27 protein-coding genes are annotated in these 26816 nt (G+C 71.2%); 17 read left to right on the top strand and 10 right to left on the bottom strand.

Annotated features, from left to right (window positions below; translation table 11 throughout):
• Together ACFVW8_RS04735 and ACFVW8_RS04730 are read left to right on the top strand one after the other, a co-directional pair.
• Positions 1-1188 carry a sensor histidine kinase gene (locus tag ACFVW8_RS04735; RefSeq protein ID WP_389686132.1) on the top strand — a complete coding sequence of 396 codons (1188 nt, stop codon included), beginning with the start codon at positions 1-3 and terminating at the stop codon, positions 1186-1188.
• Between the two features lies 1 nt (position 1189).
• Complete coding sequence (locus tag ACFVW8_RS04730) at positions 1190-1846, top strand: response regulator (protein ID WP_389686131.1); 657 nt, start codon at positions 1190-1192, stop codon at positions 1844-1846.
• A gap of 50 nt (positions 1847-1896) precedes the next feature.
• Here ACFVW8_RS04730 and ACFVW8_RS04725 read toward each other — a convergent pair whose 3' ends face one another.
• Positions 1897-3219, bottom strand: a complete 1323-nt coding sequence (locus ACFVW8_RS04725) for an ammonium transporter (protein ID WP_389686130.1) — start codon at positions 3217-3219, stop codon at positions 1897-1899.
• Between the two features lie 205 nt (positions 3220-3424).
• Positions 3425-4978 (bottom strand): hypothetical protein, encoded by a 1554-nt coding sequence (locus ACFVW8_RS04720; RefSeq protein WP_389686188.1) that lies wholly within the window; start codon positions 4976-4978, stop codon positions 3425-3427.
• 255 nt (positions 4979-5233) lie between these two features.
• On the opposite strand from ACFVW8_RS04720, the gene ACFVW8_RS04715 reads away from it, so the two are divergent.
• From ACFVW8_RS04715 to ACFVW8_RS04700, 4 genes are all read left to right on the top strand, one after another.
• Positions 5234-6106 carry an ABC transporter ATP-binding protein gene (locus ACFVW8_RS04715; protein ID WP_389686129.1) on the top strand — a complete coding sequence of 291 codons (873 nt, stop codon included), beginning with the start codon at positions 5234-5236 and terminating at the stop codon, positions 6104-6106.
• Positions 6103-7404, top strand: coding sequence for an FtsX-like permease family protein (locus ACFVW8_RS04710; protein WP_389686128.1), 1302 nt, complete (start codon positions 6103-6105; stop codon positions 7402-7404). Before ACFVW8_RS04715 ends, ACFVW8_RS04710 begins: the two co-directional genes overlap by 4 nt.
• 107 nt (positions 7405-7511) lie before the next feature.
• Entirely contained in the window at positions 7512-8864 is a 1353-nt protein-coding gene (locus tag ACFVW8_RS04705) for a sensor domain-containing protein (protein ID WP_389686127.1), read from the top strand.
• Entirely contained in the window at positions 8852-9496 is a 645-nt protein-coding gene (locus tag ACFVW8_RS04700) for a response regulator transcription factor (RefSeq protein ID WP_389686126.1), read from the top strand. The genes ACFVW8_RS04705 and ACFVW8_RS04700 overlap by 13 nt, the downstream gene beginning before the upstream one ends.
• A gap of 59 nt (positions 9497-9555) precedes the next feature.
• Here ACFVW8_RS04700 and ACFVW8_RS04695 read toward each other — a convergent pair whose 3' ends face one another.
• The gene (locus tag ACFVW8_RS04695) at positions 9556-10674 is read right to left on the bottom strand and encodes an NADH:flavin oxidoreductase (protein ID WP_389686125.1); all 1119 of its coding nucleotides are present in this window, start codon (positions 10672-10674) and stop codon (positions 9556-9558) included.
• Between the two features lie 325 nt (positions 10675-10999).
• Here ACFVW8_RS04695 and ACFVW8_RS04690 point away from each other — a divergent pair, with 325 nt between their 5' ends.
• From ACFVW8_RS04690 to ACFVW8_RS04655, 8 genes are all read left to right on the top strand, one after another.
• A complete protein-coding gene (locus ACFVW8_RS04690) occupies positions 11000-12202 on the top strand; it encodes a S8 family peptidase (protein WP_389686124.1) in 1203 nt (400 codons plus the stop codon).
• Positions 12203-12610: 408 nt separating this feature from the next.
• Positions 12611-13594, top strand: coding sequence for an ABC transporter permease (locus ACFVW8_RS04685; RefSeq protein ID WP_389686123.1), 984 nt, complete (start codon positions 12611-12613; stop codon positions 13592-13594).
• A 52-nt stretch (positions 13595-13646) separates the two neighbouring features.
• Positions 13647-14549 (top strand): ABC transporter permease, encoded by a 903-nt coding sequence (locus ACFVW8_RS04680; protein WP_389686187.1) that lies wholly within the window; start codon positions 13647-13649, stop codon positions 14547-14549.
• Positions 14546-16642, top strand: a complete 2097-nt coding sequence (locus ACFVW8_RS04675; RefSeq protein WP_389686122.1) for a dipeptide ABC transporter ATP-binding protein — start codon at positions 14546-14548, stop codon at positions 16640-16642. Before ACFVW8_RS04680 ends, ACFVW8_RS04675 begins: the two co-directional genes overlap by 4 nt.
• 98 nt (positions 16643-16740) lie before the next feature.
• Entirely contained in the window at positions 16741-18423 is a 1683-nt protein-coding gene (locus ACFVW8_RS04670; protein ID WP_389686121.1) for an ABC transporter family substrate-binding protein, read from the top strand.
• Positions 18424-18841: 418 nt separating this feature from the next.
• Complete coding sequence (locus tag ACFVW8_RS04665; protein WP_389686120.1) at positions 18842-19432, top strand: hypothetical protein; 591 nt, start codon at positions 18842-18844, stop codon at positions 19430-19432.
• 298 nt (positions 19433-19730) lie between these two features.
• Positions 19731-20315, top strand: coding sequence for a DUF2975 domain-containing protein (locus ACFVW8_RS04660; protein WP_389686119.1), 585 nt, complete (start codon positions 19731-19733; stop codon positions 20313-20315).
• The gene (locus ACFVW8_RS04655; RefSeq protein WP_389686118.1) at positions 20315-20602 is read left to right on the top strand and encodes a helix-turn-helix domain-containing protein; all 288 of its coding nucleotides are present in this window, start codon (positions 20315-20317) and stop codon (positions 20600-20602) included. The genes ACFVW8_RS04660 and ACFVW8_RS04655 overlap by 1 nt, the downstream gene beginning before the upstream one ends.
• A gap of 16 nt (positions 20603-20618) precedes the next feature.
• Here ACFVW8_RS04655 and ACFVW8_RS04650 read toward each other — a convergent pair whose 3' ends face one another.
• Both ACFVW8_RS04650 and ACFVW8_RS04645 read right to left on the bottom strand, forming a co-directional pair.
• Positions 20619-21047 carry a nucleoside deaminase gene (locus tag ACFVW8_RS04650; RefSeq protein ID WP_389686117.1) on the bottom strand — a complete coding sequence of 143 codons (429 nt, stop codon included), beginning with the start codon at positions 21045-21047 and terminating at the stop codon, positions 20619-20621.
• Complete coding sequence (locus ACFVW8_RS04645; RefSeq protein ID WP_389686116.1) at positions 21044-21907, bottom strand: TIGR03619 family F420-dependent LLM class oxidoreductase; 864 nt, start codon at positions 21905-21907, stop codon at positions 21044-21046. The genes ACFVW8_RS04650 and ACFVW8_RS04645 overlap by 4 nt, the downstream gene beginning before the upstream one ends.
• Before the next feature lie 94 nt (positions 21908-22001).
• Here ACFVW8_RS04645 and ACFVW8_RS04640 point away from each other — a divergent pair, with 94 nt between their 5' ends.
• A complete protein-coding gene (locus tag ACFVW8_RS04640; RefSeq protein ID WP_389686115.1) occupies positions 22002-22472 on the top strand; it encodes an Lrp/AsnC family transcriptional regulator in 471 nt (156 codons plus the stop codon).
• Here ACFVW8_RS04640 and ACFVW8_RS04635 read toward each other — a convergent pair.
• Positions 22414-23082, bottom strand: a complete 669-nt coding sequence (locus ACFVW8_RS04635; RefSeq protein WP_389686114.1) for a TetR/AcrR family transcriptional regulator — start codon at positions 23080-23082, stop codon at positions 22414-22416. The two genes, ACFVW8_RS04640 and ACFVW8_RS04635, sit on opposite strands and share 59 nt — an antisense overlap.
• 51 nt (positions 23083-23133) lie before the next feature.
• Here ACFVW8_RS04635 and ACFVW8_RS04630 point away from each other — a divergent pair, with 51 nt between their 5' ends.
• Both ACFVW8_RS04630 and ACFVW8_RS04625 read left to right on the top strand, forming a co-directional pair.
• Entirely contained in the window at positions 23134-23685 is a 552-nt protein-coding gene (locus ACFVW8_RS04630; protein WP_389686186.1) for a GNAT family N-acetyltransferase, read from the top strand.
• A 165-nt stretch (positions 23686-23850) separates the two neighbouring features.
• Positions 23851-24627, top strand: coding sequence for a polysaccharide deacetylase family protein (locus ACFVW8_RS04625; protein ID WP_389686113.1), 777 nt, complete (start codon positions 23851-23853; stop codon positions 24625-24627).
• A gap of 52 nt (positions 24628-24679) precedes the next feature.
• Here ACFVW8_RS04625 and ACFVW8_RS04620 read toward each other — a convergent pair whose 3' ends face one another.
• The 4 genes from ACFVW8_RS04620 to ACFVW8_RS04605 form a co-directional block, all read right to left on the bottom strand.
• Positions 24680-25177 (bottom strand): hypothetical protein, encoded by a 498-nt coding sequence (locus ACFVW8_RS04620; RefSeq protein WP_389686112.1) that lies wholly within the window; start codon positions 25175-25177, stop codon positions 24680-24682.
• A gap of 88 nt (positions 25178-25265) precedes the next feature.
• Positions 25266-26123 (bottom strand): class I SAM-dependent methyltransferase, encoded by an 858-nt coding sequence (locus ACFVW8_RS04615; RefSeq protein ID WP_389686111.1) that lies wholly within the window; start codon positions 26121-26123, stop codon positions 25266-25268.
• A 23-nt stretch (positions 26124-26146) separates the two neighbouring features.
• A complete protein-coding gene (locus tag ACFVW8_RS04610; RefSeq protein ID WP_389686110.1) occupies positions 26147-26491 on the bottom strand; it encodes a VOC family protein in 345 nt (114 codons plus the stop codon).
• A 1-nt stretch (position 26492) separates the two neighbouring features.
• Entirely contained in the window at positions 26493-26672 is a 180-nt protein-coding gene (locus tag ACFVW8_RS04605; RefSeq protein WP_389686109.1) for a CopG family transcriptional regulator, read from the bottom strand.
• Between the last annotated feature and the right edge of the window lie 144 nt (positions 26673-26816).

Genomic DNA, 26816 nt, shown 5'->3' with positions numbered 1-26816 from the left:
ATGCTTCGACGTCCGCAGCGCGGCGATCCGGTCTGGATCTGGGTGCTCCACGGCTGGGAGGCCCTGTCCTGGGCACTGATCGCCCTGGTCACCCTGATCACCATGTTCGGCGGCACGCCCCTGGGGCGGAAGCTCGGACTGCTCGCGCTGATGGCCGTGCTCGCCCTCTGCTACGCGCTGGTGCGCAGACACCCCGACAACCGGGTGCTGAGCGCGTACGGCTATCTCTGTGTGCTCGTCGTGGTGCTGGGCGGGGTCTCGTATCTCGGGGACGGCTTCGGGGTGTTCTACACCGTGACGCTCACCCAGTTCATCGTCTTCGCCGACAGCCCCAGGGGCGCCGTCCTCTTCACCGGTCTCGGAGCCCTGGCCATCACCGTCGGCGGCAGTCTGCGGGAGGGCGGCCGGGCGGATGTGTTCCTCACCAACACGATCTCCTCCCTGGCCGTCTGGGCCGTCGCCGTCGTGATGGCGGTCCTGACGCCCAGGGCGCTGGCCCAGCGCGATGAACGGGCCGCCCTGCGCGCCGAGTTGAAGAGCACTCAGCTGGAACTGGCGGAGGTCTACCAACGGCAGGGGGCCGCGGAGGAACGCGAGCGCCTCGCCCGGGAGATCCACGACACCCTCGCCCAGGGCTTCGCCTCCATCATCGTGCTGGCGGAGGCGGCCAGGTCCCAGCTGGCCGTGGACACCGAACGGAGCGCCCAGCAGCTCCGGTCCATCGAGCAGACGGCCCGGGAGAACCTCGCCGAGGCCCGGGTGCTGGTGGGCGCCGCGCCCAGCAGCGGGGTGGCGTCCGGCTCGGTCGCGGCGACGCTCCGCCGCACCCTGGACCGCTTCACCGAGGACACCGGTCTCACGGTGACGGCGGAGCTGACGGACATCGAGTGCGACCAGCCCACCCGGATCGCGCTGCTGCGGTGCACCCAGGAGTCGCTGGCCAACGTCCGTAAGCACGCCGCCGCCTCCACCGTCGGCGTCGTGCTCGCCCGGCAGCCCGGGGCCGTGGAGCTGGAGGTGACCGACGACGGCCGCGGCTTCGTCGTCGAGGACTCCCACGGCTTCGGACTGGACGGCATGCGCCGGCGCCTCGCGGAGTTCGGCGGCGGTCTCACCGTCACCAGCTCGCTCGGGGACGGCACCCGCGTCCTCGCCACGATCCCGCTGAACGACAGGTCCCAGGTGTGACATGAGATCCGATCCCGCGGCAGAAGCCGCCCCGCTGCGCATCATCCTGGCCGACGACCACACGGTGATGCGCGCCGGCCTGGTCGCTCTGCTGGGCTCCGAGCCCACCGTCGACATCGTCGGGGAGGCGGGCGACGGCCGGGAGGCCGTCCGGCTCGTCGAGCGGCTCCGCCCGGACGTGGCCCTGCTCGACCTGCGCATGCCGGTCCTGGACGGGGTGGGCGCGACCACGGAGATCGTGGCGGGCCACTCGGACACCCGCGTGCTGATCCTGACCACGTACGACACCGACGCGGACATCGAGCGCGGCGTGGAGGCGGGCGCCACCGGCTACCTGCTCAAGGACGCCACACGTGAGCAGCTCGTCGACGCCATCCACGCGGCCTCCCGGGGCGAGACGGTACTGGCCCCCCGGGTCGCCCAGCGGCTGGTGGCCAAGATGCGCCGGCCGGTGCCCGTCGCCCTGACCGCCCGGGAGACAGAGGTGCTGGACGCGGTCGCCGACGGCCTGTCCAACGGGGAGATCGGCCGCCGGCTGTTCATCGGCGAGGCCACGGTGAAGACCCACCTGCTGCGGATCTTCGCCAAGCTCGACGTCAACGACCGCACGCGTGCGGTGGTCGTCGCGATGAACAGCGGCCTGCTGAAACGGCGTTAGGGCCTACGGCTGGTCCGGACCGCCCGGACCGGCGACGGCGGTGTCGATCCTCACGGTGCGTGCTTCCTGTCCTTCGGGAGCTGGGCCGGCCGGACCGCCGGCTGCACGGAGCCATGGCCCAGGGCGCCGTGATCGTAGGCGCTCTCCGCGTGCAGCGTCTGGTCGAGGCCCGTCAGCTCCTCCTCCGCGGAGGCCCGCAGACCCATCAGCCGGTCGATCGCCGTGCCGATCCCGTACGTCATGAGGAACGTGTACGCGGCCACCGCGAGGACGGCGACGGCCTGCCGGCCGAGCTGCGCCGCCCCGCCCCCGTAGAACAGCCCCTCCGCGCCGCCGGTCATCGTGGCGGTCGCGAACAGGCCGATGAGCAGGGTGCCGACGATGCCGCCGACGAAGTGGACGCCGACCACGTCCAGCGAGTCGTCGTAGGCGAAGCGGAACTTCCACCCGACCGCGTACGAGCAGACGACGCCGGCCGTGAGCCCGACCGCGGCGCCGCCCACGATGCCGACCGTGCCGCAGGCGGGGGTGATCGCCACCAGTCCGGCGACGGCGCCCGAGGCCGCACCGAAGGTGGTGGGGTGGCCGTCGCGCTTCTGTTCCACGAAGAGCCAGCCGAGCAGGCCGGTGCAGCCCGCGACGAGCGTGTTGAGGACCGAGGCCGCCGCCAGGCCGTTGGCGCCGAGGGCGGAGCCGCCGTTGAAGCCGAGCCAGCCGAACCAGAGCAGTCCGGCGCCGAGCATGACCATGGGCAGGTTGTGCGGACGCATCGCGTCCTTCTTGAACCCGATGCGCGGACCCACCACCAGGGCGAGCGCCAGACCCGACGCCCCGGACGCGATCTCCACCACCAGGCCGCCGGCGAAGTCCAGCGCGCCCAGCGAGTCCTTGATCCAGCCGCCCGGCCCCCACACCCAGTGGGCGACGGGAGCGTATACGAGCAGGGTCCACACCGGTACGAACACCAGCCAGGCCGCGAACCTCGTACGGTCCGCGATCGCCCCGCTGATCAGTGCCGCCGTGACGATCGCGAAGGTCAGCTGGAACGTGGTGAACAACAGCGTGGGGACGCTGCCGGTGAGGGTGCCGGGGCCGACACCCGCCATGCCGAGGTGGCCGAGGCCGCCGAGGAGGCCGCCGAACACGTCGTCGCCGAAGGCCAGCGAGTAGCCCGCGAGCAGCCAGACGACGGTGACCAGCGCGATCGAGACGAAGCTCATCATCAGCATGTTGAGGACGCTCTTCGTGCGGACCATGCCGCCGTAGAACAGGGCCAGCCCCGGAGTCATCAGCAGGACGAGGGCGGTGGCGGCCAGCAGCCAGGCGGTGTCGCCTGTGTCGAGGCCTTCCGCGGCCACGGTCACGGGGGTCACGGGGGAGTCCTCCTCGGGCGGCGTACGGTCGGACGAATGAGAGCGTGACCGGCGCGTGTTTCGTCATGAGGACCCGGGTGTTTCCGCGATATTTCATTGCCCGGACGTTGCCGAAGCCTCACCGCGCGGCCCGTGCCCGCGCACACCGCTCACCGCGCGGGCGGGAGCCCGCGCACACCGCTGCGCCCGGCGCGAGCCCGTTACCTCAGCAGCGGCCGGCGGCGCGGGAGAGACCGTAGGCCGAGTCGAGCCGGTAGGTGCCGCCCCTCGGCACGGTGAGCTCCGTCCACTCGCCGTCCTGCCGCAGGCACCCGACGGCGCCTGCCCGGCCGACCTGGCGCGCCCGCAGCCAGGGTGAGTACGCGAGCCGTACGGTCACCGAGCCCGCCTTCGGGACCCGGACCACCAGATCGGCCTCGTCGCTGCTCAGGACCTCGGCCGGGGCCGGCACGAGAGGCACCGCGTCGCGCACCCGGTAGACGGTCCAGCCGTCGTCCTGCCAGACCCGCCGCAGCCAGGGAAGTCCCCTCCGCACCAGCGCGGCCTCGGCCTCGGCGGGGCCGTCCGGCTTGCCGTGGTGCAGAACGACGTAACCCACCGCCCAACGGTCCAGCCAGGCACGGTAGGTGGCCGGGGACAGTGTCCCGTCGTAGAAGAGCCGCCCCCGCTCCACGTCGAGTTGGCGGTTCCAGCCGCGTGCCATGTTCACATGGCGGGCCAGGACGGTCGCCTCCCGGTGGTTGCGGGCGGGGACGACCTCCACACGGGTGCGTCCGGCGCCGCGGCGGTGCAGTTCGCGGACCACGCCGTCGGTGTGGGCGGCCCAGGACGGCACACGGTCGGAGACCGTCAGATCGTCCATCGTCTTGTCGGCCAGCCAGTTGGCGGAGAGCCCGAGCGCCACGGCGATCACGGTGATGCGCACCCACGACCTGTCCCGGACGAGCGCCAGGAGCGCTGCGAGCAGTACGGGGACGGCGACGAGACCGAGGAGCCGCTCGACGTTCGTGCCGATCGGGGAGGCGACGAGGAAGGTGAGGAGGACGCCGACGGCGTACACCACCGCTCCGTAACGGGTGACGCGCCATTCGCGTCCCGGCGGCGCCGCGGCGGCCAGCGCGGCACAGACGACGAGCGGCATCCACAGCCGGCCGCTGTGCATGGGCTGTTCGCCGCCGCCGGGGAAGAGCAGGGCGATGGCTCCCACCACGACGAAGAACGGCACGATCAGCACGGCCCCCTTCCGCCACTGCCGGTCCAGGAGGTAGGCCGCCCCCGCCACGACGAGGAACAGCCCGGCGACCGGGCTGGCCATCGTCGCCAGCGCCCCCGCCGCCACGGGGACCACGGTGCGGCGGACGTACAGGCAGGCGACCAGCCCGATCGTGACGCCGAGGGCGAAGGTCGTACGCCCCGAGGCGACGTTGCACCACAGCGTGATCGAGGCGAGTACCGACGGAAGGACCGGATGCCGTGTACCGGTGCGGACGAAGAGCAGGGCCATGAGCCACGACCCGGCGATCCCGGCGGCCACGGATACCGTCCGGACCCCGAGGAAGGCCATCAGGTAGGAGGAGAAGACGCTGTAACCGGCGGTGTGGATCCCGCCGTACCAGGAGAGGTTGTACGCGGATTCCGGATGGCGTGCGGTAAAGCCCGACCAGGCGAGCTGCGCGGCCAGGTCGCCGCCGCCGGTGGCCAGGACGGCCGCCCAGACGACGTACAGCGGAACCACTACGGCGACAGCGGTGAGCGGCACTGCCTGCCGCCGCCACCAGGGCCGGCCGCCCGGCTCCCCGTCCCGGCTCCCGTACTGTCGGCCGGCCGCGCCGACCCCACCCGCTCGCAGTTCCCCGATGACACCCACCTCGCAAACCCTAAGGGCTGTCCCGTGACCCCTGGCGGGACAGCCCTTAGGACGTGCTGCGGTCCCACGCGGTTCGGTTTTTCCGAACCGTGAATCCGGGTGGCTGCTCCATCGCCCGTGTGACCTGCTGATTCCTAACGTGGAGGAATGCGGGAGAACAGCACGGACAGAGGTTCAGCGGACAGAGGTCCAGGGGATGGCCTGGCGCTGCGGATGCGCGGGGTCGCCCGACGGCACGGCCGGGGGCGGTACGCGGTGGACGCGCTCCGCGGCATCGACGTCGAGCTGCCGCGCGGCAGCTTCACGGCGGTGATGGGGCCCTCCGGTTCCGGCAAGAGCACGATGCTCCAGTGCGCCGCCGGTCTGGACCGGCCCACGGCCGGCAGTGTGCGGCTGGGCGGGCAGGAGATCGCGGGGATGGGGGAGCGGCGGCTGACCCGGCTGCGGCGGACCCGGGTGGGGTTCGTCTTCCAGTCGTTCAACCTGCTGCCGGCCCTGACCGCAGAGCAGAACGTCATGCTCCCGCTGCGGCTGGCCGGGGGCCGGCGGGACCGGGAGCGGGCGCGACGGATGCTGGGCAGGGTGGGCCTCGCCGAGCGGGCGCGCAGCCGGCCGGGCGAGCTGTCCGGCGGCCAGCAGCAGCGCGTCGCCATCGCCCGGGCGCTCGTCACCGCGCCCGAGATGGTGTGTGCGGACGAGCCGACCGGGGCGCTGGACCCGGCCTCGGCCGACGAGGTGCTCGGTCTGTTGCGCAGTGCGGTCTCGGAGTTGGGCGCCACGTTGCTGATGGTCACGCACGATCCGCTGGCCGCGGCGTGGGCGGACCGGGTGCTGTTCCTGAAGGACGGCCTGCTGGTGGACGAGCTGAGGCCGAACGGGGTGGTGGGAGGGGCCGGTTCGGGGGCCGGGCCCGGTTTCGGTTCCGGTTCCGGTTTTGGTTCGGGGGCCGAGGAGATTGCCGCGCGGATGCGGGCGCTCGGGGGAGCGGGCCCGGCGCTCGCCGAGGCGGTGGCCGAATGATCGGCGGACTCGCCCGGGCCTCCGTGCGCGCCCGGCCCGCCGCCTTCGGCGGTGTGTTCGCGGTGCTCGTGCTGGCGGCGACGGTCGTGACCGCGTCCGTCGCCATGCTCCGGACGGCCTCGGGTGCGCCGTCCTCGGCGGATACCGAGGACCTGGCGACGATGGGCGCCGGATTCACGATCGTCACCGTGTACCTGTCCATCTTCGTGATCGGCCAGGTGATGGCGCTGGCCGTCTCCCAACACGCGCGGGAGAACGCGTTGTTGCGGGCCGTCGGAGTGCTTCCGTGGCAGCTGCGCCGCATGGTCGCGGTGGAGGCGCTGCTGACGGCGCTGCCCGCGCTGCCGGTCGGATACGTGCTCGGGCGGCTGCTGGCCCGGGTGTGGTTCGACGGGATGGCCGCACACGACCTGGTCCCGGCCGGTGTGCGGCTGACGGTGGGGTGGCTGCCGTTGGCCGCGGCGGCGGGAGTGCTCGTGGTGACGAGCCAGCTCGGCGGGCTGCTGGCCGCGCACCGGCCGGCGAGGTCGCGCCCGGCCGCGGCGCTCGGGGACGCGGCCGTACCCCGCCGCGGGATGACACCCGTGCGGGTGCTGGCCGCGCTGGTGGCGCTGGCGGGTGCGGTGACGCTCACCCTGGTGGCCTCGCACGCCCCGCCCGAGGACGCGGCGGAGCTTCTGCCGCTGGTGCTCCTCGCCCATCTGGTGGTGGTCGCGCTGGCGGGCCCGGCGATCGGGCGCCTGGTGACGGCCCTGACGGCGGTCGTGCTGCGGGTGCTGGGCGACGGCGCCGTGGGCGAGCTGGCGATGGTCAACAACCGTGCGAGGTCCCGCCGGCTGTCGTCCGCCATCACACCGGTGGCGCTGGTGGTCGCGTTCTCGCTGGTGAAGTTCGCGGCCCTGGCGACAGCGGCGGTCCCGTCGTGGATCGACATCTTCGGCACGGCTCTGTACGCGAGCTTCGCGGGACTCGTCGCGGCCGACACGATGGTGATGCTGACGGCGGAACGGCGGCGCGAGCTCGCTCTGCTGCGGGCGGTCGGCGCGGCGGCGGGCCAGGTCGTGCGGATGGTGCTGCTCGAAGGGGCCGTCATCGCCGCGGCGGGTTTCGGCGCGGGCGCGGCGGTCGCCTGCGCGGTGACGCTCCCGCTGGGGGCGTCCGCGGGAGCACCGCTGTCGGGCCTCCCGGCGTCGGCGTGGTGGGGTACGGGGGCGGGCGTCGTGCTGCTGGTCCTGGTTTCCTCGACGCTTCCGCTGACCCGCCATCTGGCCCGACGGCCCAGCACGGTACTGGCGTGACGCGGGCGCCCGCCCTCCCGCGCCGTGGGCCGCACCGGCACACCGGCCCCGGGCGGCACCGTCCTCCCGCGCGTCTGTCCGGTCCTCCTGCAAGGATGCGAACCCGTATGACTGTCACCGAAGCCGGACCGCCGCCGCGCCGGGCCCCCGACACGGGGCGCACCCGTGGACGCGTGGCGCGTGTGCTCGACGCGTTCGGCGTTCCCGCCTCCCGTACGGCCCGACGGGCACTCGCCCACGCGGTGCTCGGGCTGGTCCCCGGGCTGCTCGGGCTGCTGCTCGTGCCGCTGCTCGCGTACGGCGCCCTCCTGAGCATCACCCGGCTCGGCCCGCCCCTGCTCTCCCTCTTCCTCATGGCCAACCGCGGGCTCACCGCTGTGCACCGCGCGCTGCTGCGTACGCTGCTCGGTGAGGACGTTCCGGCGGCCCCGCCCGGAACGCGCAGGCCCGTCGCCGACCCGAACGCGTGGCGCGCCGCCGCCTTCTCGGTCGCTGCCGGGCCCGTGGCCGCGGTCGCGTTCGTCGTCCAGCTGCCGCTCCGGCTGTACGCACTCGCCGCGATCGGCTATCCCCTCTGGTTCCGGTCGGTGCACGCCGACGGGCACCGCGGCCTCGGTCTCCCGGGGAGCATTCCGCTCGACACCCTGTCCCGGGCGCTGGCCGTCGCCGGAGCGGGCGTCCTGCTGCTGGCCCTGGCCGGCCTGGCCGGGCGGCAACTGGCGCGGCTCTTCGTCCTGATGGGCCGGGCGCTGCTCGGTCCCGGCCGGCTCACCGGCCGGATCCGCGATCTGGAGGAGACCCGCGCCGTCGCGGTACGGGACTCCGCCGCCACGCTCCGCCGTATCGAACGCGATCTGCACGACGGCGCGCAGGCCCGGCTGGTCGCCGTCGCCATGTCCCTCACCCGGGCACGTGACGCGCTCGCGCCGGAGCGTACGGACCCGGCGAAGGCCCGTGAGCTGGTCGAGCACTCGCTCTCCAACGCCCGCACGGCCATGGCCGAACTGCGCGACCTGGTGCGCGGATTCCACCCGCCCGCGCTCGACGACGGCCTGGACACCGCGCTCGCCTCGCTCGGTTCGGACATCGAGTCCGCCACTACGTGTGTCCGCGTCCGCACGGATCTGCCGGACCGGATGCCCGACGCCGTCGAGACCATCGCCTACTTCTGCGTCGCGGAACTGCTCAGCAACGCCACCCGTCACGCCTCGCCCGCCACAGTGGACGTCACCGCCGAACTGGACGCAGGCGTACTGCTCCTGACGGTGCGGGACGACGGCATCGGGGGCGCCCGCATCAGGCCGGGCGGCTCCGGCGGCTCCGGGCTGCACGGTCTCGCCGAGCGCGTACGTACCATCGACGGAACCATGTCCCTCGACAGTCCGGCAGGCGGCCCGACCACCGCCGTGATCCGGCTGCCCGTACCGGAAGAGCCGGAAGGCACCGCATGCGCATCGTGATCGCCGAGGACTCCGCGATCGTCCGGGAGGGGCTCGTCCAGCTCCTCACCGAGCGCGAACTGGACGTGGTGGCGGCCGTCGGGCGGGCCGACGCGCTGATCGCCGCCGTCGGGGAACACCGTCCGGACGCCGTCGTCGCCGACATCCGGATGCCGCCCGGCCACCGGGACGAGGGGCTGCGCGCGGCCGTCGAGCTCCGCCGCCGCCACCCCGGGCTCGGGGTGCTGCTGTTCTCCCAGTACATCGAGACCCGCTACATCGATGTCCTCCTCGCGGACGGCCCCGCCGGAATCGGCTACCTGCTCAAGGACCGGGTGGTGGACGTGGACGACTTCGTGAGCGCCCTGCACCGCGTGGCCACCGGCGGGACCGCGCTCGACCCGGACGTCGTCAGCCGGCTGCTCGCCGCGCGCGGCGCCCACGAAGGCCTCGGCTCACTCAGCGCGCGCGAACGCCAGGTCCTGGAGCACATGGCGGCGGGCCTGACGAACGCGGCGGTCGCCCACCGGATGGAGATCTCCCAGCGGGCCGTCGAGAAGCACGTGGCCTCGATCTTCGACAAGCTCGGCCTGGAACGCGGCGAGAACGAACACCGCCGGGTGCTGGCCGTCCTGCGCTACCTCGGTCACTGAGGAGGCACGGAACGGCCGGCACCCGGTCACGTCGGGCCCGGCCGGAGGAAGCCGGCTGGTCAGTGCAGCGTCTTCAGCATCTCCGCGCCGAACGGTGTGATGTCCCCGGTGCGGCCGTCCAGGGTCTTCGCGGCCCACTCGGGGTCGGCGATCAGCGCGCGGCCGACGGCGACCATGTCGAACTCGTCGCGCTCCATCCGGTCCAGCAGCCGGTCGATGCCGGTGACCGCGGAGCTGCGGCCCTGGAAGGCGCCGCCGAACTCACCGTCCAGACCGACCGATCCGACGGTGACCGTCGGCCTGCCGCTGATCTTCTTCACCCAGCCGGCGAGGTTCAGGTCGGAGCCCTCGAACTCGGGCAGCCAGTAGCGGCGGGTGGACGCGTGGAACACGTCGACACCGGCCTCCGCCAGCGGTGTGAGCAGGGTGTCCAGCTCCTGGGGCGTCTGTGCGAGCTTCGCCTCGTAGGCGTCCATCTTCCACTGGGACATACGGAAGAAGAGCGGGAACGCGTCGGACACGGCCGCGCGGCAGGCGGCCACGATCTCCGCCGCGAACCGGGTCCGCGCGGCGATGTCGCCGCCGTAGGCGTCGGTGCGGCGGTTGCTGCCGGACCACAGGAACTGGTCGATCAAGTAGCCGTGCGCACCGTGCAGTTCGGCGCCGTCGAAGCCGAGACGCTCGGCGGCGGCCGCCGCGTCGGCGAACGCGGCGATGACGTCGTCGAGGTCCTTCTGCGTCATGGCGCGCCCCTTGGGCTCGCCCGCCAGGGAGATCCCCGAAGGCCCGACCGGCTCCGCGTCCGCCACCGGCGGGGCGCCCTCGGTGCGGGTGACACCCACGTGCCACAGCTGCGGGATGACCGCGCCGCCCGCCCGGTGCACGGAGTCGGCGACGCCCGCCCAGCCCGCGAGGGCGTCCTCGCCGTGGAACCGCGGGATCCGGTCGCTGGTGCCGGCGGACTCGTGGTCGACGTAGGTGCCCTCGGTGATGATGAGGCCCACACCGCCGGCGGCCCGCCGCTCGTAGTAGTCCGCCACGTCCTGGCCCGGCACCCCGCCCGGGGAGAACTGCCGGGTCATCGGAGCCATGGCGATCCGGTTGCGCGAGGTGAGCCCGCGCACCGAGAACGGGTGCGAGAGGGTGTCTGTCGCACGGCCGGTGGTCACGTCTGTCACTTCATGTCCTCTTCATAGGCTCGGGGCGTCCACCGATCGCCAACATCGGGGCGCGGCCGCAGCATCCCCGCACCGGCCCCGGTGTGGTCAAGGTCTCCTGCGGGGACGGCGGCGGACCGTGCCCACCGCACGAAGGTCATGTTGCCCAGCGTTAAGCCGCGTTGACGCACGGTCAACGGTATGGCGAGGCCATGACAGCATCCCGGGATTGCTTGTCCGGGCCGAATACACCGGGCCATTGTCGGCTGTGGCGCACGGACCCCGTGAGTCACCCCCACCCGGCGTGTGGACCCCTCGCGCGCCACCGTTCGAGGAGGACCTCCCGATGGCAGCAATGCGCAACACCAGGCGGCGGATCGCCGCACTGGTCACGACCGTGGCACTCGCAGCCGGAGCAGGCGCGGCCTTACCCGCCCAGGCGGCCCCCGCGGAAGGCAGAATCCTGCACGCGGGAGCGGCCGGGGCGGTGCCCGGCAGCTATATCGTCACGCTGAAGCAGTCGGCCGGCCTCAAGGCGTCCGCGGCCGCCGGCAAGCAGCTCATATCCGGCTACGGCGGCCGCATCGAGCGCACCTACTCGTCCGCGCTGAACGGCTACGCCGCGCAGCTCAGCAGCACCGAGGCCAAGCGGCTCGCCGCCGACCCGGCCGTCGCCTCGGTCGAGCAGGACCAGAAGGTCCACGCGACCGCCACCCAGAGCAACGCCCCCTGGGGCCTGGACCGGATCGACCAGGCGGACCTGCCGCTGAGCGGTACGTACACCTATCCGGACTCGGCGGGCAGCGGCACCACCGTCTACGTCCTGGACACCGGTGTGCGCATCACCCACCAGGAGATCAGCGGCCGGGCCTCGTACGGCTACGACTTCGTCGACAACGACACCACCGCCCAGGACGGGTACGGCCACGGCACCCACGTCGCCACGACCGTCGCGGGGAGCACCCACGGGGTGGCGAAGAAGGCGAAGATCGTCGCCGTGCGGGTCCTCGGCAACGACGGCTCCGGCACCACGGCCGGGGTCATCGCCGGGGTCGACTGGATCACCGCCCACCATGTCGCCTCGTCCGTGGCGAACGTGTCGCTCGGCGGCGGTGCCAGCACCACGCTGGACGACGCGGTGAGCAAGTCGATCGCGTCCGGGGTCACGTACTCCATCGCGGCGGGTAATTCGGGGGCGCCCGCATCCGGTTACTCCCCCGCCCGGGTGGCCACCGCGATCACCGTCGGTGCCACGACCAGGACCGACGCCCGCGCGAGCTACTCGAACTACGGCCCCACGGTGGACATCTTCGCGCCGGGCTCCGGCATCACGGCCGGCTGGAACAGCTCGGACACCGCCACCTACACCGGCGACGGGACGTCCTTCGCCGCACCGCATGTCTCCGGCGCAGCGGCGGTCTACCTGACGAACCACCCCGGCGCCTCCCCGGCGGCCGTGGCCTCGGCACTCGTGAACGGCGCGACGTCGGGCGCCCTGACGGGCATCGGAACCGGATCCCCGGACAAGCTGCTCAAGCTCGTCCCGTAAGGGCTCGACGGGCTGGTCCCGCAACGGCCTGACGGCCGGGGGCGCGTACGGGGCGATCCCCCGCTCGCGCCCCCGTGCACAACCTCGCGCACACCCTGTATACGTCGCCCCGCCGGAGCCGCACCTGGCCTGAAAGGCCAGTTCAGCGGCTTGATCCGGCGGGGCTTCGCCGTGCACGTCCTGCCGGGCGCATCCCGACATGTCCGGACTGTTTGCTACAGCGGTATGTCGGTGTCATGGCGAGATCAACCGAGGTCTGGTGGCGCGGCGGACGGGCGGATCAGACTGACGCCCGCACATCTGTGCTCACGGCCCGTCCCCCCAGAAAGCTCCGCGGCACATGCAGACGTCCCCCAGACCCGGCGACCCCGATGCGCACCGCTCGCCTGCGGTGAGGAGGTGCCGCGCATGGTGCGCTATGTGATGCGCAAGGCGACGGGCTGGTTGCTGATGATCGTCGTCGCGACCAACGCCACGTACTTCCTTGCCAGTTGGTTCCTGGATCCGCGGTCGAACTTCAAGGAGCTGCGGCCCGTCCGCAGCGAGGCGCAGATCGACCGGGCCCTCGCGCCCTACAACCTGGATCCGCAGGTACCGGTGGTCGAGCGGTGGTGGCACTGGTTCACCTCCGTCGTCGTCCACTTCGACTGGGGGAGGTCCCCCACCGGGGTCTCCGTCAACGGAGAGATCGGCTACCGCTCGCTCGTCAGCGCGGAGTTGGTCATCATCGCGACGATCCTCTCCGTCGTGATCGGCGTATCGCTGGGTGTGTACACGGCGTCGAGGCAGTACGGCTGGTCCGACCGGGTGTCGCAGGCCGTCTCCATCGCGGTGTTCAACATCCCGACGTCCGTCGCCGCGCTCGCCGTCGTCTTCGTCGCCATCTGGCTCAACCAGCACGCCGGGCTGCGTTTCCTCTACGTCGCGGGGGAGAACTCACCGAACGTCGAAGGACTGCTCCCGACGATCGGTGACCGGTTCCTGCACCTGATCCTGCCGACCCTGACCCTGACCCTGATGGGCTATGTCGGCTACCACCTGACCCAGCGCTCGCTGCTGCTCGACACGATCAACGCCGACTTCGTACGCACCGCACGGGCCACCGGACTCACCCGGACCAAGGCGATCCGCAGGCACGCCCTGCGCACCGCGCTCATCCCGACGGCGACGTCCGTCGCGTTCAGCGTCCCGGCCGTCTTCACCGGGGCCATCATCACCGAGACGATCTTCGGCTGGAATGGCATGGGCCGCTACTTCATCCAGACCATCAGCAAGAACGACGTGCACGGCACGGTCGCGACAGCCGCCTTCGCCGCTGCCCTGACCGCGATCGGCGCGATCCTCGCGGACATCGCCACGGTCCTCCTCGACCCGAGAGTGAGAGTGAGCTGACGTGGCCACGGACGTGACGACCGGCCCCTCGACGCCGGCAGCACCGGACGAGATGCCGAAGGCGGCGCCCGCCGCCGGAGGGAAGCGGCGCAACCTCGGCCTCGGCCGGCTCTACCTGCGCCGCTTCCTGCGCAACCGGCTCGCCGTCGTCGGGGTGGTGATCTTCGTGGCACTGGTGCTGTTCAGCGCGTTCGGCGGGCTGGTCACCCCGTACACGTACTCCGACGCCGACTTCGCGTCACTCACCCAACCCCCGAGCGGCACCCACTGGTTCGGCACCAACCAGGGCGGCAACGACATCTACGCCTCGGCCGTACACGGACTGCAGCGGTCGCTGGCCATCGCGGTCAGCGTCTCCGTCCTGACCATCGTCGTCGCCGCGGTCATCGGCTCCAGCGCCGCGTACTTCGGCGGCCGGGTGGAGAAGGCGACGCTCGCCGTCATCCACTTCCTGCTGATCGTCCCCTCCTTCCTCATCCTCGCCCTGGTCTCCAACCGTCTCGCCGGCGACTGGCGGGTCCTGATCGTCGTGCTGACGGTGTTCGGCTGGATGTCCACGGCCCGGGTGATCTGGTCCGTCTCGACGTCACTGCGCGAACGCGACTACGTGACGGCCGCCGAGTTCATGGGCGTGCGACCGCTGCGCATCATCCTGCGCCACATCATTCCCAACCTCGGCTCGCTGCTGATCGTCAACCTGACGCTCGGCGTCGTCGCGACCGTACTCAGCGAAACCGCCCTGTCCTTCCTCGGGTTCGGCGTCCAGACCCCGGACGTCTCCCTCGGCACGATGCTCGCGGACGGCGCGAGCACCATCACCAGCGCACCCTGGCTCTTCGCCTTCCCCGCGGGGCTGGTCGTCCTGCTCACCGTGTCGATGACCTTCGTCGGCGACGGACTGCGCGACGCCCTCGACCCGATGTCCGTGACCGGTGCGGCAGGAGGCCGACGATGACGCGCGCGACGACCCTGCCCGGCACCGAGCCGTCCGACGCCGCCACGGCCCCCGTGCTCTCCGTGCGGGACCTGCGGATCTCCTTCCCCTCGGAGGCAGGGACCGTCGAGGCGGTGCGGGGCGTCGGCTTCGACCTGCTGCCGGGCCGGACCCTCGGCATCGTCGGCGAGTCCGGTTCGGGCAAGTCGGCCACCGCCATGGGCATCATGGGGCTGCTGCCGCCCTCCGCCGAGCTGCGCGGCCAGGTGCTGCTCGGCGGCCGGGACCTGATCGGCCTCGGTGACAAGGCGCTCTCCGAGGTGCGGGGCAGCGGTATCGGCATGGTCTTCCAGGATCCGCTGTCCGCGCTCACCCCGATCTTCTCCGTGGGCCGGCAGCTCTCCGACGCCCTGCGGATCCACCAGGACCTGACGAAGAGGGCCGCCTGGGACCAGGCCGTCGAACTGCTGGACCTCGTCGGAATCCCCGACCCGGCCAACCGGGCCCGGTCCTTCCCGCACGAGTTCTCCGGCGGCATGCGCCAGCGCGTCGTCATCGCCCTGGCCATCGCCAACAAGCCGTCCGTACTCGTCGCGGACGAGCCCACCACCGCCCTCGACGTCACCGTGCAGGCGCAGATCCTCGACGTCCTGCGGCTGGCGCAGGAGGAGACCGGGGCGGGCCTCGTCCTCATCACCCACGACCTCGGGGTCGTCGCAGGTCACGCGGACGACGTCGCTGTCATGTACGCGGGCCGGTTCGTGGAGCGGGCGGGCGTCGACGAACTCTTCCGCCGGCCGGCCATGCCGTACACCGCGCGGCTGCTCGCCGCCGTGCCGACCGTGGACAGCGGGGTCCACCGCCCCCTGGTCCCGATCGGCGGGGAACCGCCCGCCCTCGTCGGCCTCCCGTCCGGCTGTCCGTTCGCGGGCCGCTGCGCCGTCGCCCTCGACGCCTGCCGCACGGACGAGCCCGAACTGCGCGAGATCACCGGCCACGGAAACGTGGCGTGCCTGCGCGCCGAGGAGATGGCGGACGGATCGCTGGACCCGGCGGGAACCGTGGAGGCCGCCGAGGCCGGTGTGGCGCCTGTGGCACCCGTGGCGTCTGTGGCCGGCGACGTGGTGCTCCGTGTCGAGGACCTGGTCAAGACGTTCCCGGTCACCAAGGGCGCCGTCCTCAAGCGCCGGGTCGGCACGCTGCACGCCGTCAGCGGGGTGAGCTTCGAGCTGCGTGCCGGTCAGACGCTGGGTCTGGTGGGCGAGTCCGGCAGCGGCAAGACGACGACACTGCTGGAGATTCTCCGGCTCCGGCAGCCGGAGGGCGGCCGGGTCGAGATCGCCGGGACCGACGTCGGCGGGGCCGGATCCGCCGCCCGCGTGCGGGAGTTGCGCCGGGACGTACAGATCGTCATGCAGGACCCGCTGGGAGCCCTGGACCCGCGGCTGCCCGTCTACCAGCTGCTCGCCGAACCGCTCCAGGCCATCGGGCGGGACCGCGCGTCGATCCGCTCCCGCATCGGTGAACTGCTGGGACTGGTCGGTCTGGATGCCGCGGTGAGCGACCGGTTCCCGGCCGCGCTCTCCGGCGGCCAGCGCCAGCGGGTCGGCATCGCCCGCGCCCTGGCGACCGAGCCGAAGCTGCTCGTCCTGGACGAGCCGCTCTCCGCGCTCGACGTGTCGGTGCAGGCCGGGGTGATCAACCTGCTGGCCCGGCTCAAGCGCGAACTCGCCCTGGCCTACCTGGTGGTGGCGCACGACCTGGCCGTGGTCCGGTACATCTCGGACCGGGTCGCGGTGATGTACCTGGGTCACATCGTGGAGACCGGGGACACCGAGACGCTCTTCTCCGACCCCCGGCACCCCTACACCCGGGCGCTGCTGTCGGCGATTCCGGTCCCCGACCCGCAGCGTGAACGCAGCCGGGAACGCGTGGTGCTGGAGGGCGAGCAGCCGAGCGCCGTCCGGGTGCCCGCGGGCTGTGTCTTCGTCGACCGCTGTCCGCTCTATCGCCTCGCCGACGAGGACATCCGCCGGCGCTGTCGTACGCAACGTCCCGCGCCGACCGAGGTGGCGGGGGACCCCGGCCACCAGTACGCCTGTCACGCCGTCTGAGGCCGGACCGCCCCCCCGGCCCGCCTCCCCGGCCGGCCGCCCAGCTCCCCACCGGGCTTCCACGCCCGGTCCACCGAACCAGAAGGAACCCTTTCGCCATGCGCGCAAGACTGGCCCTGCCCATAGCCCTCGTCGCCGCTGTCTCCATCGCCGCCACCGCGTGCCAGTCCTCCTCCGGGAGCGACGATGCCGGCGGGGCGGAGAAGAACGCACCCAAGGCCGCCTCGGCCGCGGTCGACTACAACCCGCAGCCGTACGAGAACATCAAGGACGGCGGCACCTACACGACAGCCGGGACCTTCGACGACCAGGGCAACCCGTTCAACGTCAACGCGACGCTGACCGCGTCCCGGGTCTGGGGCTGGTACAACGCCGCCGCGATCACGTACTCGCCCACCGGCGAGGTGCAGTACAACCCCGACTACTACAGCGATGTGAAGGTCGCGGTCGAGGGCGGCAACCAGAAGGTCACCTTGACGATCAACCCGAAGGCGTCCTTCAACGACGGCACCCCGGTCGACTGGAAGGCGATCCAGGCCACCTGGAAGGCCAACAACGGCTCCGACAAGGAGTTCGCCGCGTCGTCCACGGACGGCTACGACCAGATCACCTCGGTCGAGCAGGGCAAGAACGCCAAGCAGGCCGTCATCACCTTCAAGGGCGTCAACGCCTCCTGGTCGACCCTGTTCACCACCTTCCTGCACCCCAAGGCCGCCACGGTCGCCAACTTCAACAAGGCGTACGTGAAGAAGGCCCACCCCGAGTGGGGCGCGGGCCCGTACACGGTCGGCACGTGGGACACGCACTCCGGCAACATCACCTTCGTCCGCAACCCGAAGTGGTGGGGGAAGAAGGGCAAGCTGGACAAGCGCGTCTACGTCAATCTGGAGTCGACCGCGGGGGTCAACGCCTTCAAGAACGGGCAGCTCGACTACACCTCCGCCGTCGACGCGGAGAGCCTGAAGCAGGTCAAGGGGCTCAAGGGCACGGAGATCCGCAGTGGCGGCAGCCCCTTCGAGTACTCGCTCTCCTTCAACACGAAGTCCTCGGTCCTCTCGGACAAGGCCGTCCGCAAGGCCATCGAGCAGAGCATCGACCGCAAGCAGATCGCGAAGATCCAGTTCCAGGGGCTCGACTACAAGGAGCCGCTGCCCGGTTCGGCCGTGCTGTACAGCTTCCAGAAGGGCTACGAGGACAACCTCTCGGCGGTACTGAAGTACGCGCCGGACGAGGCGGGCAAGGCGCTCGACGCGGCGGGCTGGAAGCCCGGTTCGGACGGTGTCCGCGTCAAGAACGGCAAGAAGCTCGAGGTCGGCTACACACTCCTCGGCGACGACCCGCTGGAAAAGGCCCTCGCCGGCGCCTTCGTCGCGATGCTGAAGCCGGTGGGCGTCCACCTCGTCATCAAGAAGGGCGACGACGCGGACTTCTCCAAGGTCCTCAGCGACCGGAGCTTCGACCTCTTCCTCTCGGGCAACCGTTCCATGGACCCGTTCGGTACCCGCTACCTGTGCGACTTCTACTGCTCGGACCGGGACTCCAACATCACCGGCGCGGGAACCAAGGCGCTGGACAAGGAGATCCGCGCCACCACCGAGATCGCCGACCTCGACGAGCAGGCCGCGGCGGTCAACAAGGTCGAGAAGAAGGCGTTCCAGCAGTACGCCTTCCTGCCGCTGTTCAGCGGCCCCTCCACGTACGGCGTGAAGAAGGGTCTCGCCAACGTCGGCGCGACGATCTTCTACACCCCGCTCCCGGAGACCGTCGGCTGGCAGAAGTGACACCCACCCCGGTACGCGGAGAGGGCGTACCGGGGAGCCGCGGTCCGGGGGCGCCGTTCTGTGGCCAGGCTCAGAAGTCGCAGGGATCGTGCCCCTGGATCCGACGCCACGTCATCGCGCCTTCTTTGCGTATTAGTCACAAATTCATCACTTACGGAGGATTCCCCTCCACGTATCAGACCCGGTCGATACGGTCATGCCTCCATGAACCACCCATGGGGGATGCATGAGTTGGAACGACCAACCACAGCCGCAGTGGGGGCAACCCCCGTCGAAGCCCTCGGCACCGCCAGGAGCAGGGCCACGCTGGGCGCGAAAGCGGGTCGTCATTCCGTCGGCGATCGGCCTGTTCCTCATCGGAGTCGTCGTCGGCAGTGCAGGAAGCAGTGGCACTGAGGGCGTCGGTACTGCGGGGCCCGTGCCCACCGAGACGGTGACGGTCATGTCGCAGCCCAAGTCGGCGGGCGCATCCGACGACAAGCCCGCTGAGCCGGAGAAGAAGGCGAAGCCAAGTGTGGAGGAGGCGGGCAAGGAAGTGCCCGTACCGAATTTCGTGGGCATGGGACTGCAGTCGGCGCAGGATGCTGCGCAGGCCAAGGGGTTCTACGGCCTGTCGTCGCACGACAGCCTGGGCCGGGAGCGAATGCAGGTGTGGGACCGCAACTGGAAGGTCTGCTCGCAGAACGTCAAAGCGGGCGGAACGGTCCTCCTTGAGACGAAGCTGGACTTCGGTTCGGTGAAGCTCGACGAGGACTGCCCGGTCAAGGAGGAGAGGCCCCTGGCAACGTCGGACGCCAAGATGCCGAACCTCGCCGGGAGGTCAGTGAAGGCCGCCCGAGCCGCCTTCGATTCGGGTACTTCGCTCACTGTGAGGGATGCTGCGGAAGGCCGCATGGTCCTGGTGGAGAGCAACTGGAAGGTGTGCACGCAGACACCCGGCGCGGGAGCGAAGACGGAAGGGAAGCCGGTCGAGCTCACTGCGGTGAAGTTCGAGGAGGACTGCCCCTAGCCGGCTCGACCAAGCCACGTCGGGGCTCGTGGCGTGCGCTCCGAAGGGGCCCACTTGGCCAAATGGGTCCACTTGGCCAAGTGGGCCGGCTTGCCTGACGCGTGGCTGAGCTGGCCGGCGGGTCCAAGTGCTGTGGCAAGTACGGCAGCGAGCACCGCGGCAGTCGCCCCCGGTTGCTTCCGACGCGGCGTTGGGGCCGTGATCCCAGCGGCTCGCGACCACCTCCGTGCCGCCCCGGGTTTGCCGTTTATCGATATGCTCGGCTAGCATATCGATATTCGATAAGGAGGTGGTTGTGGTGGACACGCGACTGACAAGGTTCCTGGCGAGGGCTGCCCACTGGCTGACCGTGCTCAGCGGGGTCGCCTTCGTCGGCAAGGCGGCTTCGAGGCTGCTCGACGACGGCGACGTCTGTGTGGAGACGGGCTTCTGGGCCAACGCGACACTGGGAAATGAACTGCCGGTCGTGCGGGGCGTGCAGGGCTCCGGCACCCTCACGCGCCTCTGTCAGGAACACCCCTCCGGGATGCAGCGCCTGGGCGACATAGGGGCCCAACTCCCGTGGTACCTCTTCGCTTTCGTGGCTCTGCTGCTCTTCTCGCGGCTGTTGGGCAATGTCGTGGAGCAGGGCCCGTTCGTCGCGGCCACCGCGCAGCGGCTGCGCACGCTCGGCTGGTTCGTCGCGGTGGGGGCACCGCTGACCGCTCTCGCGTCGGGCTGGTCGCAGTCCGCGCTCGTGGGGAGCATGGCGCCGGTGGCAGGGTCCGGGCCGATACTCGACTGGCCGTGGCCGCTCCTGCTCACCGGCCTCACCGCGGTGATCATGGGGCAGGCCATGCGGGAAGGCGCCCGCATGAGAGAGGACCTCGAAGGGACCATCTGATGGCCGAAGAGGAACAGCACACCATCGAGATCCACCTGACCCGGCTCCTCAACGAGCGCGGAATGACCCTCACCGAACTCGCCGCGCAGGTGGGCATCACCATCGCGAACCTGTCCGTGCTGAAGAACGGCCGCGCCAAGGCCATCCGCTTCTCCACGCTGTCCCGGATCTGTGATGTCCTCCACTGCCAGCCCGGCGATCTGATGACCCACGCCTCCGCTCCCGCCCCCGGCGGCGCGGAGGCCGGCACGGACGGGGAGCGGGACCGCCCCCGTCGAGGGCGGTGACGGTGAACAGGAGGGGTCAGCGGTAGTACTTCTCGACCACGGCCCGTACCTCGTCGAGAAGCGCGGGGCCGGTCTGCGGCACCGGAAGCCGGCCGCTGCCCGGCCTGATGTCCAGGAGCTGCTCGCCGGACAGGGCGAACACGACCCGCCGCAGCCCCGCCTGCTGGATGACCGCCGCGCACATCGCGCACGGTTCGCAGCTTGTGTACATCGTGGTCTCCGCCGCGGTGGCGGCGTCCAGCTCCCGCGCGGCCCATCTCGCCAGCTTCAGCTCCGGGTGCGCGGTGATGTCCCTGTCGGTGAGGGTCGTGTTGTGCTCCTCCGCCAGGACCGTTCCGTCCGGTCCCGACAGCAGTGAGCCGAACGGCGGGTCGCCGCCGTCGCGTGCCTCGGCCGCGAGCGCGATGGCCCGTCGGAGAAGGGCGTGGTCGTCGGGTGTGGTCATGACTGCTCCGGTCCGGTGCGTGGCGGGTAGAAGTGCGCGGCCACGGTGGCGAGTGCCTGCCAGGCCTTCTGCGGGTGGCGCGTTTCTCCGGGGTCGCCGTTGTAGGGGTCCAGGACGACGGACTCGGCTCCCAGCAGCCGGAGTTGGTCCAGGTCGTCCATGATCTGGTCGATGGTGCCCTTACCGGCCGGCCGTTGGGCTCCGCCGACCGGCTCGTCAGTGACATGGAGAGCGATCCGTGGCGCCAGAGCGGGCATGGGCAGCTGCTGCTCGTCCGCGTACTCCTGGAGTCTGACCGCGGCGTCGCGCAACCACGGCACGGTGCAGCGCAGCGGATGCCATGCGTCACCGAGCCGTACGGCCCGGCGCAGTCCGGCATCGCTGTTGCCGCCGACCCACACCGGGATGCTCCGGTCTCCGTACGAGGCGGTGTCCGCCCAGGCCGTCCGCACGTCCCGCAGGTGGTCCTCGGTCAGGCGTCCACGCTTTTCGAACGGGATCCCCAGGGCGGCGAACTCCTGCCGTGCCCAGCCGATGCCCACCCCGAGGACCAGCCGGCCTCCGCTCAGTTCATCGAGATTGGCCGCCATGCGTGCGGTGAGCAGCGGGTGCCGGTAGGGGGCGATGAGAACCGTCGTGCCGAGCCGGACCCGGGTGGTGAGGCCGGCCAGCCAGGACAAGGTGGTGAAGGGTTCGAAGAAGGGGGCCGGATACCGCTCGGCGACGTCGGACGTGATGGCGATGTGGTCCGAGACCATGAGCAGGTCGAAGCCCAGGCCCTCGACGGTCTGGGCCCAGCTTCGAAGGGCCCCGGGGTCGGTACCGGGGCCGAAATTGAGGACGTTGACTCCGATCTTCATGAAGCTCAGCCTAGCCACGGCGACCGGCCGTCCAGAAGTGATTCGCGCCTGTTCAGGGGCGTTCCGGCCGTGGATCCGCCGGTAATCTGGCCCGATGACCGAGAGCCTTGATGCGACGGACTGGGCGATCCTGGGCGAGCTCCAACGGGACGGCCGGATCGCGTTCACGGAGTTGGCACGGCGGGTGAACCTCAGCGCCTCGGCGACGAAGGAACGGGTGCGGCGGCTGGAGGCGGCCGAGGTGATCACGGGATACCGGGCGGAGGTGGACCTTGAGCGGACCGGGTACGGGGTCATGGCGGTGGTCCGCCTGAAGTACCCGGGCCCGGGCACCCGGCACGGACCGCTGCGCCGGCTGATCGAGGAGCGGCCCGAGGTCCTGGAGTGCCTGCGCACCACGGGCGACGACTGCTACGTCCTGAAGGTGGCGACCACGTCGATGGTGCACCTGGAGGAGATCGTCGACGAACTGGCCCTGTTCGGCAGTACGACCACCAACCTCGTGCTCAGCCGCACGCAGGGGTTCCGCGGCCCGCGGGAGCCTCGGGCGGGCACCGCCGGGTAGACGTTGGCGGCGCCGTGGGATCCGTACGGGCGGTCAGGGTGGCCAGGTAGTTGTCCAGGAGCTCGACCTGCCGTTGGGGCGGGAACGCCGCCGGGTCGAACAGGGCCTGGACCACCAGGCCGAGAACGAAGGACTGGGCGCCCGCGGCGATGTGAGCGGGGTCCCCGGAGGGAAGCTCGCCGAGTTCCTGGGCCGCGGCCGCCCGCTCGCCCAGCCTGTCGCGGCTTTCCGCGTACTTACGTGCGTAGCCGGCGCCCAGGCCGGGGTCGGAGAGCGCGGTGTCCCAGGAGGAGACCCAGATCCGGTTGGCGTCGGTGGCCTCGGGGGTCAGCGGCAGGACGTCCAGCAGCGCGTCCCTGAAGGCGGCCAGGCCCTGGCCGGTGTGGCGGCGCGGGCGGGCGGCGGTCCGTCGGTCGAGCAGGTCGAGCGCATGCTCCACCAGGGCGTGTTTGGTGGGGAAGTAGTGGGTGAGCAGGCCGGTGGTCGCACCCAGCTCGGCGGCGACGGCGCGCAGGGTCAGGCCGGCGAAGCCGCGGGTGGCCATGACCTGCCAGACCGCTTCGGAGACGTCTCGTCGGCGGGCCTCATGATCTCCCTTGGTGCGTGGCATGCTGCCACGGTACATTGTCATAACACTTGTTATGTGAATTGGGAGGCCCTCATGTTCTCGCTGTCGCTGAGCGACGGTGCTCACCTCGCGCCGCTGGAGGTCTGGCAGGCCGAAGAGTTCGCGGATCACCTGGACCGGGCCCGCGAGCACATTCGCCCCTGGGTCGGGCCCGCGTTCGTCACCGACGACGTGGACGGGGCGCGGGCCACGCTCCAGCGGTATGCCGAACGTCTGGCCGGTGACGGTGCCAGGCTCTACGGCGTCCGGCAGGGTGGCACGCTGGTCGGCGGCGTGATGTTCACCGCCTTCGACGCCGGGGCCGGCTCGTGCGAGATCGGCTGCTGGCTGGAGCCGTCCGCCGAGGGCCACGGTCTGGTCACGCAGGCCTGCGGCGCGCTGCTGGACTGGGCGTTCACCTCCCGGGCGATGCACCGGGCCGAATGGCACTGCCGGGCCGACAACGAGCGCAGCTCGGCGGTGGCCGAGCGGCTCGGTATGACGCTCGAAGGGGTGCGACGCGAGGCATGGCCGTACCGGGGTGTGCGCTACGACAAGCAGGTCTGGGCGATCCTTGCCCGCGAATGGCGCCCCCGGGGGGAGTGACCTCCGTCGAGAGTCCGCCGGCCCGGGAACGTCGCGGAACTCCCCCGTTTGTCGCCGGCCCCCTGCAGGTTTGTCCGCGATCGGTAACCGGGGGATCTCGCGGGGGTGTTCGTGTGTCTTCATGGGTGCACGGCATCGGCGGAGACAAAAAAAGGGGCGGGCGACATGGCACGGCACAAGGGAAGGGCATGGCACAGCCGGCTTCTCGCCGCGGCGCTCGGGGTGACCGCGTTGGCCGCCGCCACCTCGGTGTGGACCGCGCAGGCCGGCGCCGTCGGAGGAGGGGCCAAGCCGGGTGTCTCGGCGCCGGACGCCCAGCACCAGGGCCGGGCGGCCAAGGTGGCGGAGGAAATCGTGCACGCCTCGGACCGCGGCGCCAAGGGCGTCAACATCACCATCGACGACGGACCGGACCCGACCTGGACGCCGCAGGTGCTGCAACTGCTGAAGGACAGCGGTGTGAAGGCCACGTTCTGCATGGTCGGCACCCAGGCCCAGGCGTACCCGGACCTGGTCAAGGCGGTCGTGGCGGGCGGGCACCGGCTGTGCAACCACACGGTCTCGCACGACACCGGCATGGACAAGAAGTCCGAGGCCTACCAGTCCCAGCAGATCCTGGATGCCGAGCGCATGATCACCAAGGCGTCCGGAGGTGTCCGGCCGCAGTACTACCGGGCCCCGGGCGGCGCCTTCACCCCGTACAGCAGGCACCTCGCCGCGTCCCGGGGGATGCGGCCGCTGGGCTGGAACGTCGACACCAAGGACTTCGAGCATCCCGGTGCGGACGCCATCGTCGCCACCGTCAAGAGCGAGATCTCCAACGGGCCGACCGTCCTCTTCCACGACGCCGGCGGGGATCGCTCCCAGACCCTGGCCGCTCTGCGCGAGGTGCTGCCCTGGCTGAGGCAGCAGGGCTACTCCTTCGGCTTCCCCGTGCGGTGACCCGACCGTCCGTCCGCCCGTACTGACGTCACGACCGGGGCCGTTCAGCCGTTCAGCCCGGTGTCTCCTGCGGATCAGCCACCCGCTTCGCCTTCGTCTCCGCAGTCTCCGCCCGCGCGCGGTACTCGTCGAGAGCCCCCGCTGCGATCAGCAACAGCACCGCCGCCAGGCCGAATGTGACGGTCAGACCGTTCAGCAAGCCGTAGGGGCCGTCGGCCCGGACGACGCGACCGTCGTCCAGCCGGCACTCGAAGCCCAGCGGGAGGTAGGACGGTTCGTGCCCGGCGATTCGGTCGAGGGGGCGGCAGGGAACGGCGGGGGAGGAGTCCGCACCGTGCTCCGCCGCGGCCGCGTCCCACTGCACCGAGCCGAGGCCGATCGAGTACACGATGACGGCTGCGACAGCGGCCATGCCCGCGCTCCAACGCAACAGGTCCTTGCCCCAGTTCGGCCGCCGCCCGGGGAGGACGACCGATATCAGCTTCACCGCGACCGCGATGGCCCAGAGCGGTGCGGCGAGCAGGGCGGCGTACATCAGCAGGACGAGCATGGGACAGCCGCCTTTCGGGCTCCCGGCTCGGTCGACGAGCCGGTCGTCCTGTGGCAGGCGCCACGAGGTTCCGGTCGGTTCCGCGGGCTCAGGTGGTGGCCAGCAGCACGTCCTCTCCGCTCGACGGGCGGAGGCCGTCCGTACGACCCGCGAAGTAGCGCGCGGCGAGCACGGCACCCGGCAGGTGCTGGGCGTCGGCGAAGCCCGCTTCGCGGGCCAGGGCCAGCATCTTCTGCGGGGTGTAGAAGCTGAGGAACGGCGTGCCGGAGGCTCGTGCGCCTTCCTTGCTTGCCCGGAGGCCGGCGCGATCCGCCTCGTCGAGCAGTTCGGCCGGCAGGAGGAACGTCATGGCGAGCGTCGAGCCGGGGGCGAGGGTGGTGATCTGGCGCAGGGTGGCGACGACGGCTTCTTCGGTGAGGTACATGGTGACGCCGGTGGAGACGATGACCGACGGCCGGCCGGGATCGAAGCCGTTGGCCGCCAGCTGCTCCCACCAGTGCGTGTTCGCCTCGAAGTCGACGGGCACCAGGTGCAGCCACTCCGGGATGCCGTAGCCGAGTTCGGCCAGGCGGCGGCGCTTCCAGGCCTGCGGCCCGGGCTGGTCGACTTCGAAGATCTGCAGCCGGGAGGCGATCTCCGGCTTGCGCTGGGCGAAGGTGTCCAGGCCGGCGCCCAGCACGATGTACTGGGTGACGCCGCGGTCGGCCTGTTCGGTGATCAGGTCCTCGATGAAACGGGCGCGGGCCACCATGGCGGCCCGGAAACCGCTGGTGGTGCGCGGGTCCATGTCGGGGCGTTCGCGCCAGTCGTCGCCCGGGGCTGCCAGCTTCAGGCCGATCTCGTCCTCGATCACATGCGGGGGCGGGTCGATCCGGACGTGCATCGCCCGCCAGAGGGCGGTCCGCACCGCGGTGCTGTCCGGCGTCTCGGTCTGCTCGTCTGCCATGGTGTTTCCCCTCTCTGCCGCGGTCAGTCGGTCGCGGGAGCCTGGAGGCTCCACAGGCGCCCGTCGGGGTCGCGGACCGTCATCTCCTTGGTTCCGTAGTGGGTGTCCTCGAACGGTGTGACCACCTCGACGGCCGGGTCGGGGTGGAACGAGTCCGCGTCGGGCACCTTCAGCACGATCCCCGTCCGCGGCTCCTGGTCCTCGGGGACTTCGGCGATGAACACGTAGGGACTGTCGCCGTTGCGGAGCTGACCGGAGTTGTGGTCGGTCGCGAACTCCAGCTCGTAGCCGAGTGACTGGAAGAACTTCGCCGCCCTGCCCCAGTTGCGGGTCGTGAGGAACACGGCCTCGATTCCCTCGGTCGCCATGTCAGGTCTCCTTCTCGGTCGATTGCGGTCCGGGCCCTTGGGGGTCGTCGAGGTAGCCGCGCAACGCGTCGGCGACCAGCGCCGACAGCGACATGCCCGACTCGATCGACCGGTACTTGAGCTGCTTGATCAGCCCTATCGGCAGGTACACGTTGAACTGTTTGACCTCTTCATCGCCCACAAGGCGATGCTAGCACCCTAGCAAGCTAGGTTGTCATGTGCCGATATGGAGCGCACTCCGGGCCGGATGTGCCATCGCCCTCCGCGCAAGGAGCGTGGAGGGCGGCGGGTGGCGGACTGCCGGGCGAGGGGGGCCGGTTCAGTG

Origin of the sequence: Streptomyces sp. NPDC058221 (assembly GCF_042882365.1) — a bacterium.
Classification (GTDB): Bacteria; Actinomycetota; Actinomycetes; order Streptomycetales; family Streptomycetaceae; genus Streptomyces.
Note: the sequence above shows the minus strand (reverse complement) of the source record. Positions and strands in the feature narration are given on the sequence as shown.

What these genes read in the sequence shown, in the direction of transcription:
- ACFVW8_RS04735 (WP_389686132.1), top strand. Translation starts at nt 1, where the DNA reads ATGCTTCGACGTCCGCAGCGCGGCGATCCGGTCTGGATCTGGGTGCTC.
- ACFVW8_RS04730 (WP_389686131.1), top strand. Translation starts at nt 1,190, where the DNA reads ATGAGATCCGATCCCGCGGCAGAAGCCGCCCCGCTGCGCATCATCCTG.
- ACFVW8_RS04715 (WP_389686129.1), top strand. Translation starts at nt 5,234, where the DNA reads ATGCGGGAGAACAGCACGGACAGAGGTTCAGCGGACAGAGGTCCAGGG.
- ACFVW8_RS04710 (WP_389686128.1), top strand. Translation starts at nt 6,103, where the DNA reads ATGATCGGCGGACTCGCCCGGGCCTCCGTGCGCGCCCGGCCCGCCGCC.
- ACFVW8_RS04705 (WP_389686127.1), top strand. Translation starts at nt 7,512, where the DNA reads ATGACTGTCACCGAAGCCGGACCGCCGCCGCGCCGGGCCCCCGACACG.
- ACFVW8_RS04700 (WP_389686126.1), top strand. Translation starts at nt 8,852, where the DNA reads ATGCGCATCGTGATCGCCGAGGACTCCGCGATCGTCCGGGAGGGGCTC.
- ACFVW8_RS04690 (WP_389686124.1), top strand. Translation starts at nt 11,000, where the DNA reads ATGGCAGCAATGCGCAACACCAGGCGGCGGATCGCCGCACTGGTCACG.
- ACFVW8_RS04685 (WP_389686123.1), top strand. Translation starts at nt 12,611, where the DNA reads ATGGTGCGCTATGTGATGCGCAAGGCGACGGGCTGGTTGCTGATGATC.
- ACFVW8_RS04680 (WP_389686187.1), top strand. Translation starts at nt 13,647, where the DNA reads ATGCCGAAGGCGGCGCCCGCCGCCGGAGGGAAGCGGCGCAACCTCGGC.
- ACFVW8_RS04675 (WP_389686122.1), top strand. Translation starts at nt 14,546, where the DNA reads ATGACGCGCGCGACGACCCTGCCCGGCACCGAGCCGTCCGACGCCGCC.
- ACFVW8_RS04670 (WP_389686121.1), top strand. Translation starts at nt 16,741, where the DNA reads ATGCGCGCAAGACTGGCCCTGCCCATAGCCCTCGTCGCCGCTGTCTCC.
- ACFVW8_RS04655 (WP_389686118.1), top strand. Translation starts at nt 20,315, where the DNA reads ATGGCCGAAGAGGAACAGCACACCATCGAGATCCACCTGACCCGGCTC.
- ACFVW8_RS04650 (WP_389686117.1), bottom strand. Translation starts at nt 21,047, where the DNA reads ATGACCACACCCGACGACCACGCCCTTCTCCGACGGGCCATCGCGCTC.
- ACFVW8_RS04645 (WP_389686116.1), bottom strand. Translation starts at nt 21,907, where the DNA reads ATGAAGATCGGAGTCAACGTCCTCAATTTCGGCCCCGGTACCGACCCC.
- ACFVW8_RS04640 (WP_389686115.1), top strand. Translation starts at nt 22,002, where the DNA reads ATGACCGAGAGCCTTGATGCGACGGACTGGGCGATCCTGGGCGAGCTC.
- ACFVW8_RS04635 (WP_389686114.1), bottom strand. Translation starts at nt 23,082, where the DNA reads ATGCCACGCACCAAGGGAGATCATGAGGCCCGCCGACGAGACGTCTCC.
- ACFVW8_RS04630 (WP_389686186.1), top strand. Translation starts at nt 23,134, where the DNA reads ATGTTCTCGCTGTCGCTGAGCGACGGTGCTCACCTCGCGCCGCTGGAG.
- ACFVW8_RS04625 (WP_389686113.1), top strand. Translation starts at nt 23,851, where the DNA reads ATGGCACGGCACAAGGGAAGGGCATGGCACAGCCGGCTTCTCGCCGCG.
- ACFVW8_RS04620 (WP_389686112.1), bottom strand. Translation starts at nt 25,177, where the DNA reads ATGCTCGTCCTGCTGATGTACGCCGCCCTGCTCGCCGCACCGCTCTGG.
- ACFVW8_RS04615 (WP_389686111.1), bottom strand. Translation starts at nt 26,123, where the DNA reads ATGGCAGACGAGCAGACCGAGACGCCGGACAGCACCGCGGTGCGGACC.
- ACFVW8_RS04610 (WP_389686110.1), bottom strand. Translation starts at nt 26,491, where the DNA reads ATGGCGACCGAGGGAATCGAGGCCGTGTTCCTCACGACCCGCAACTGG.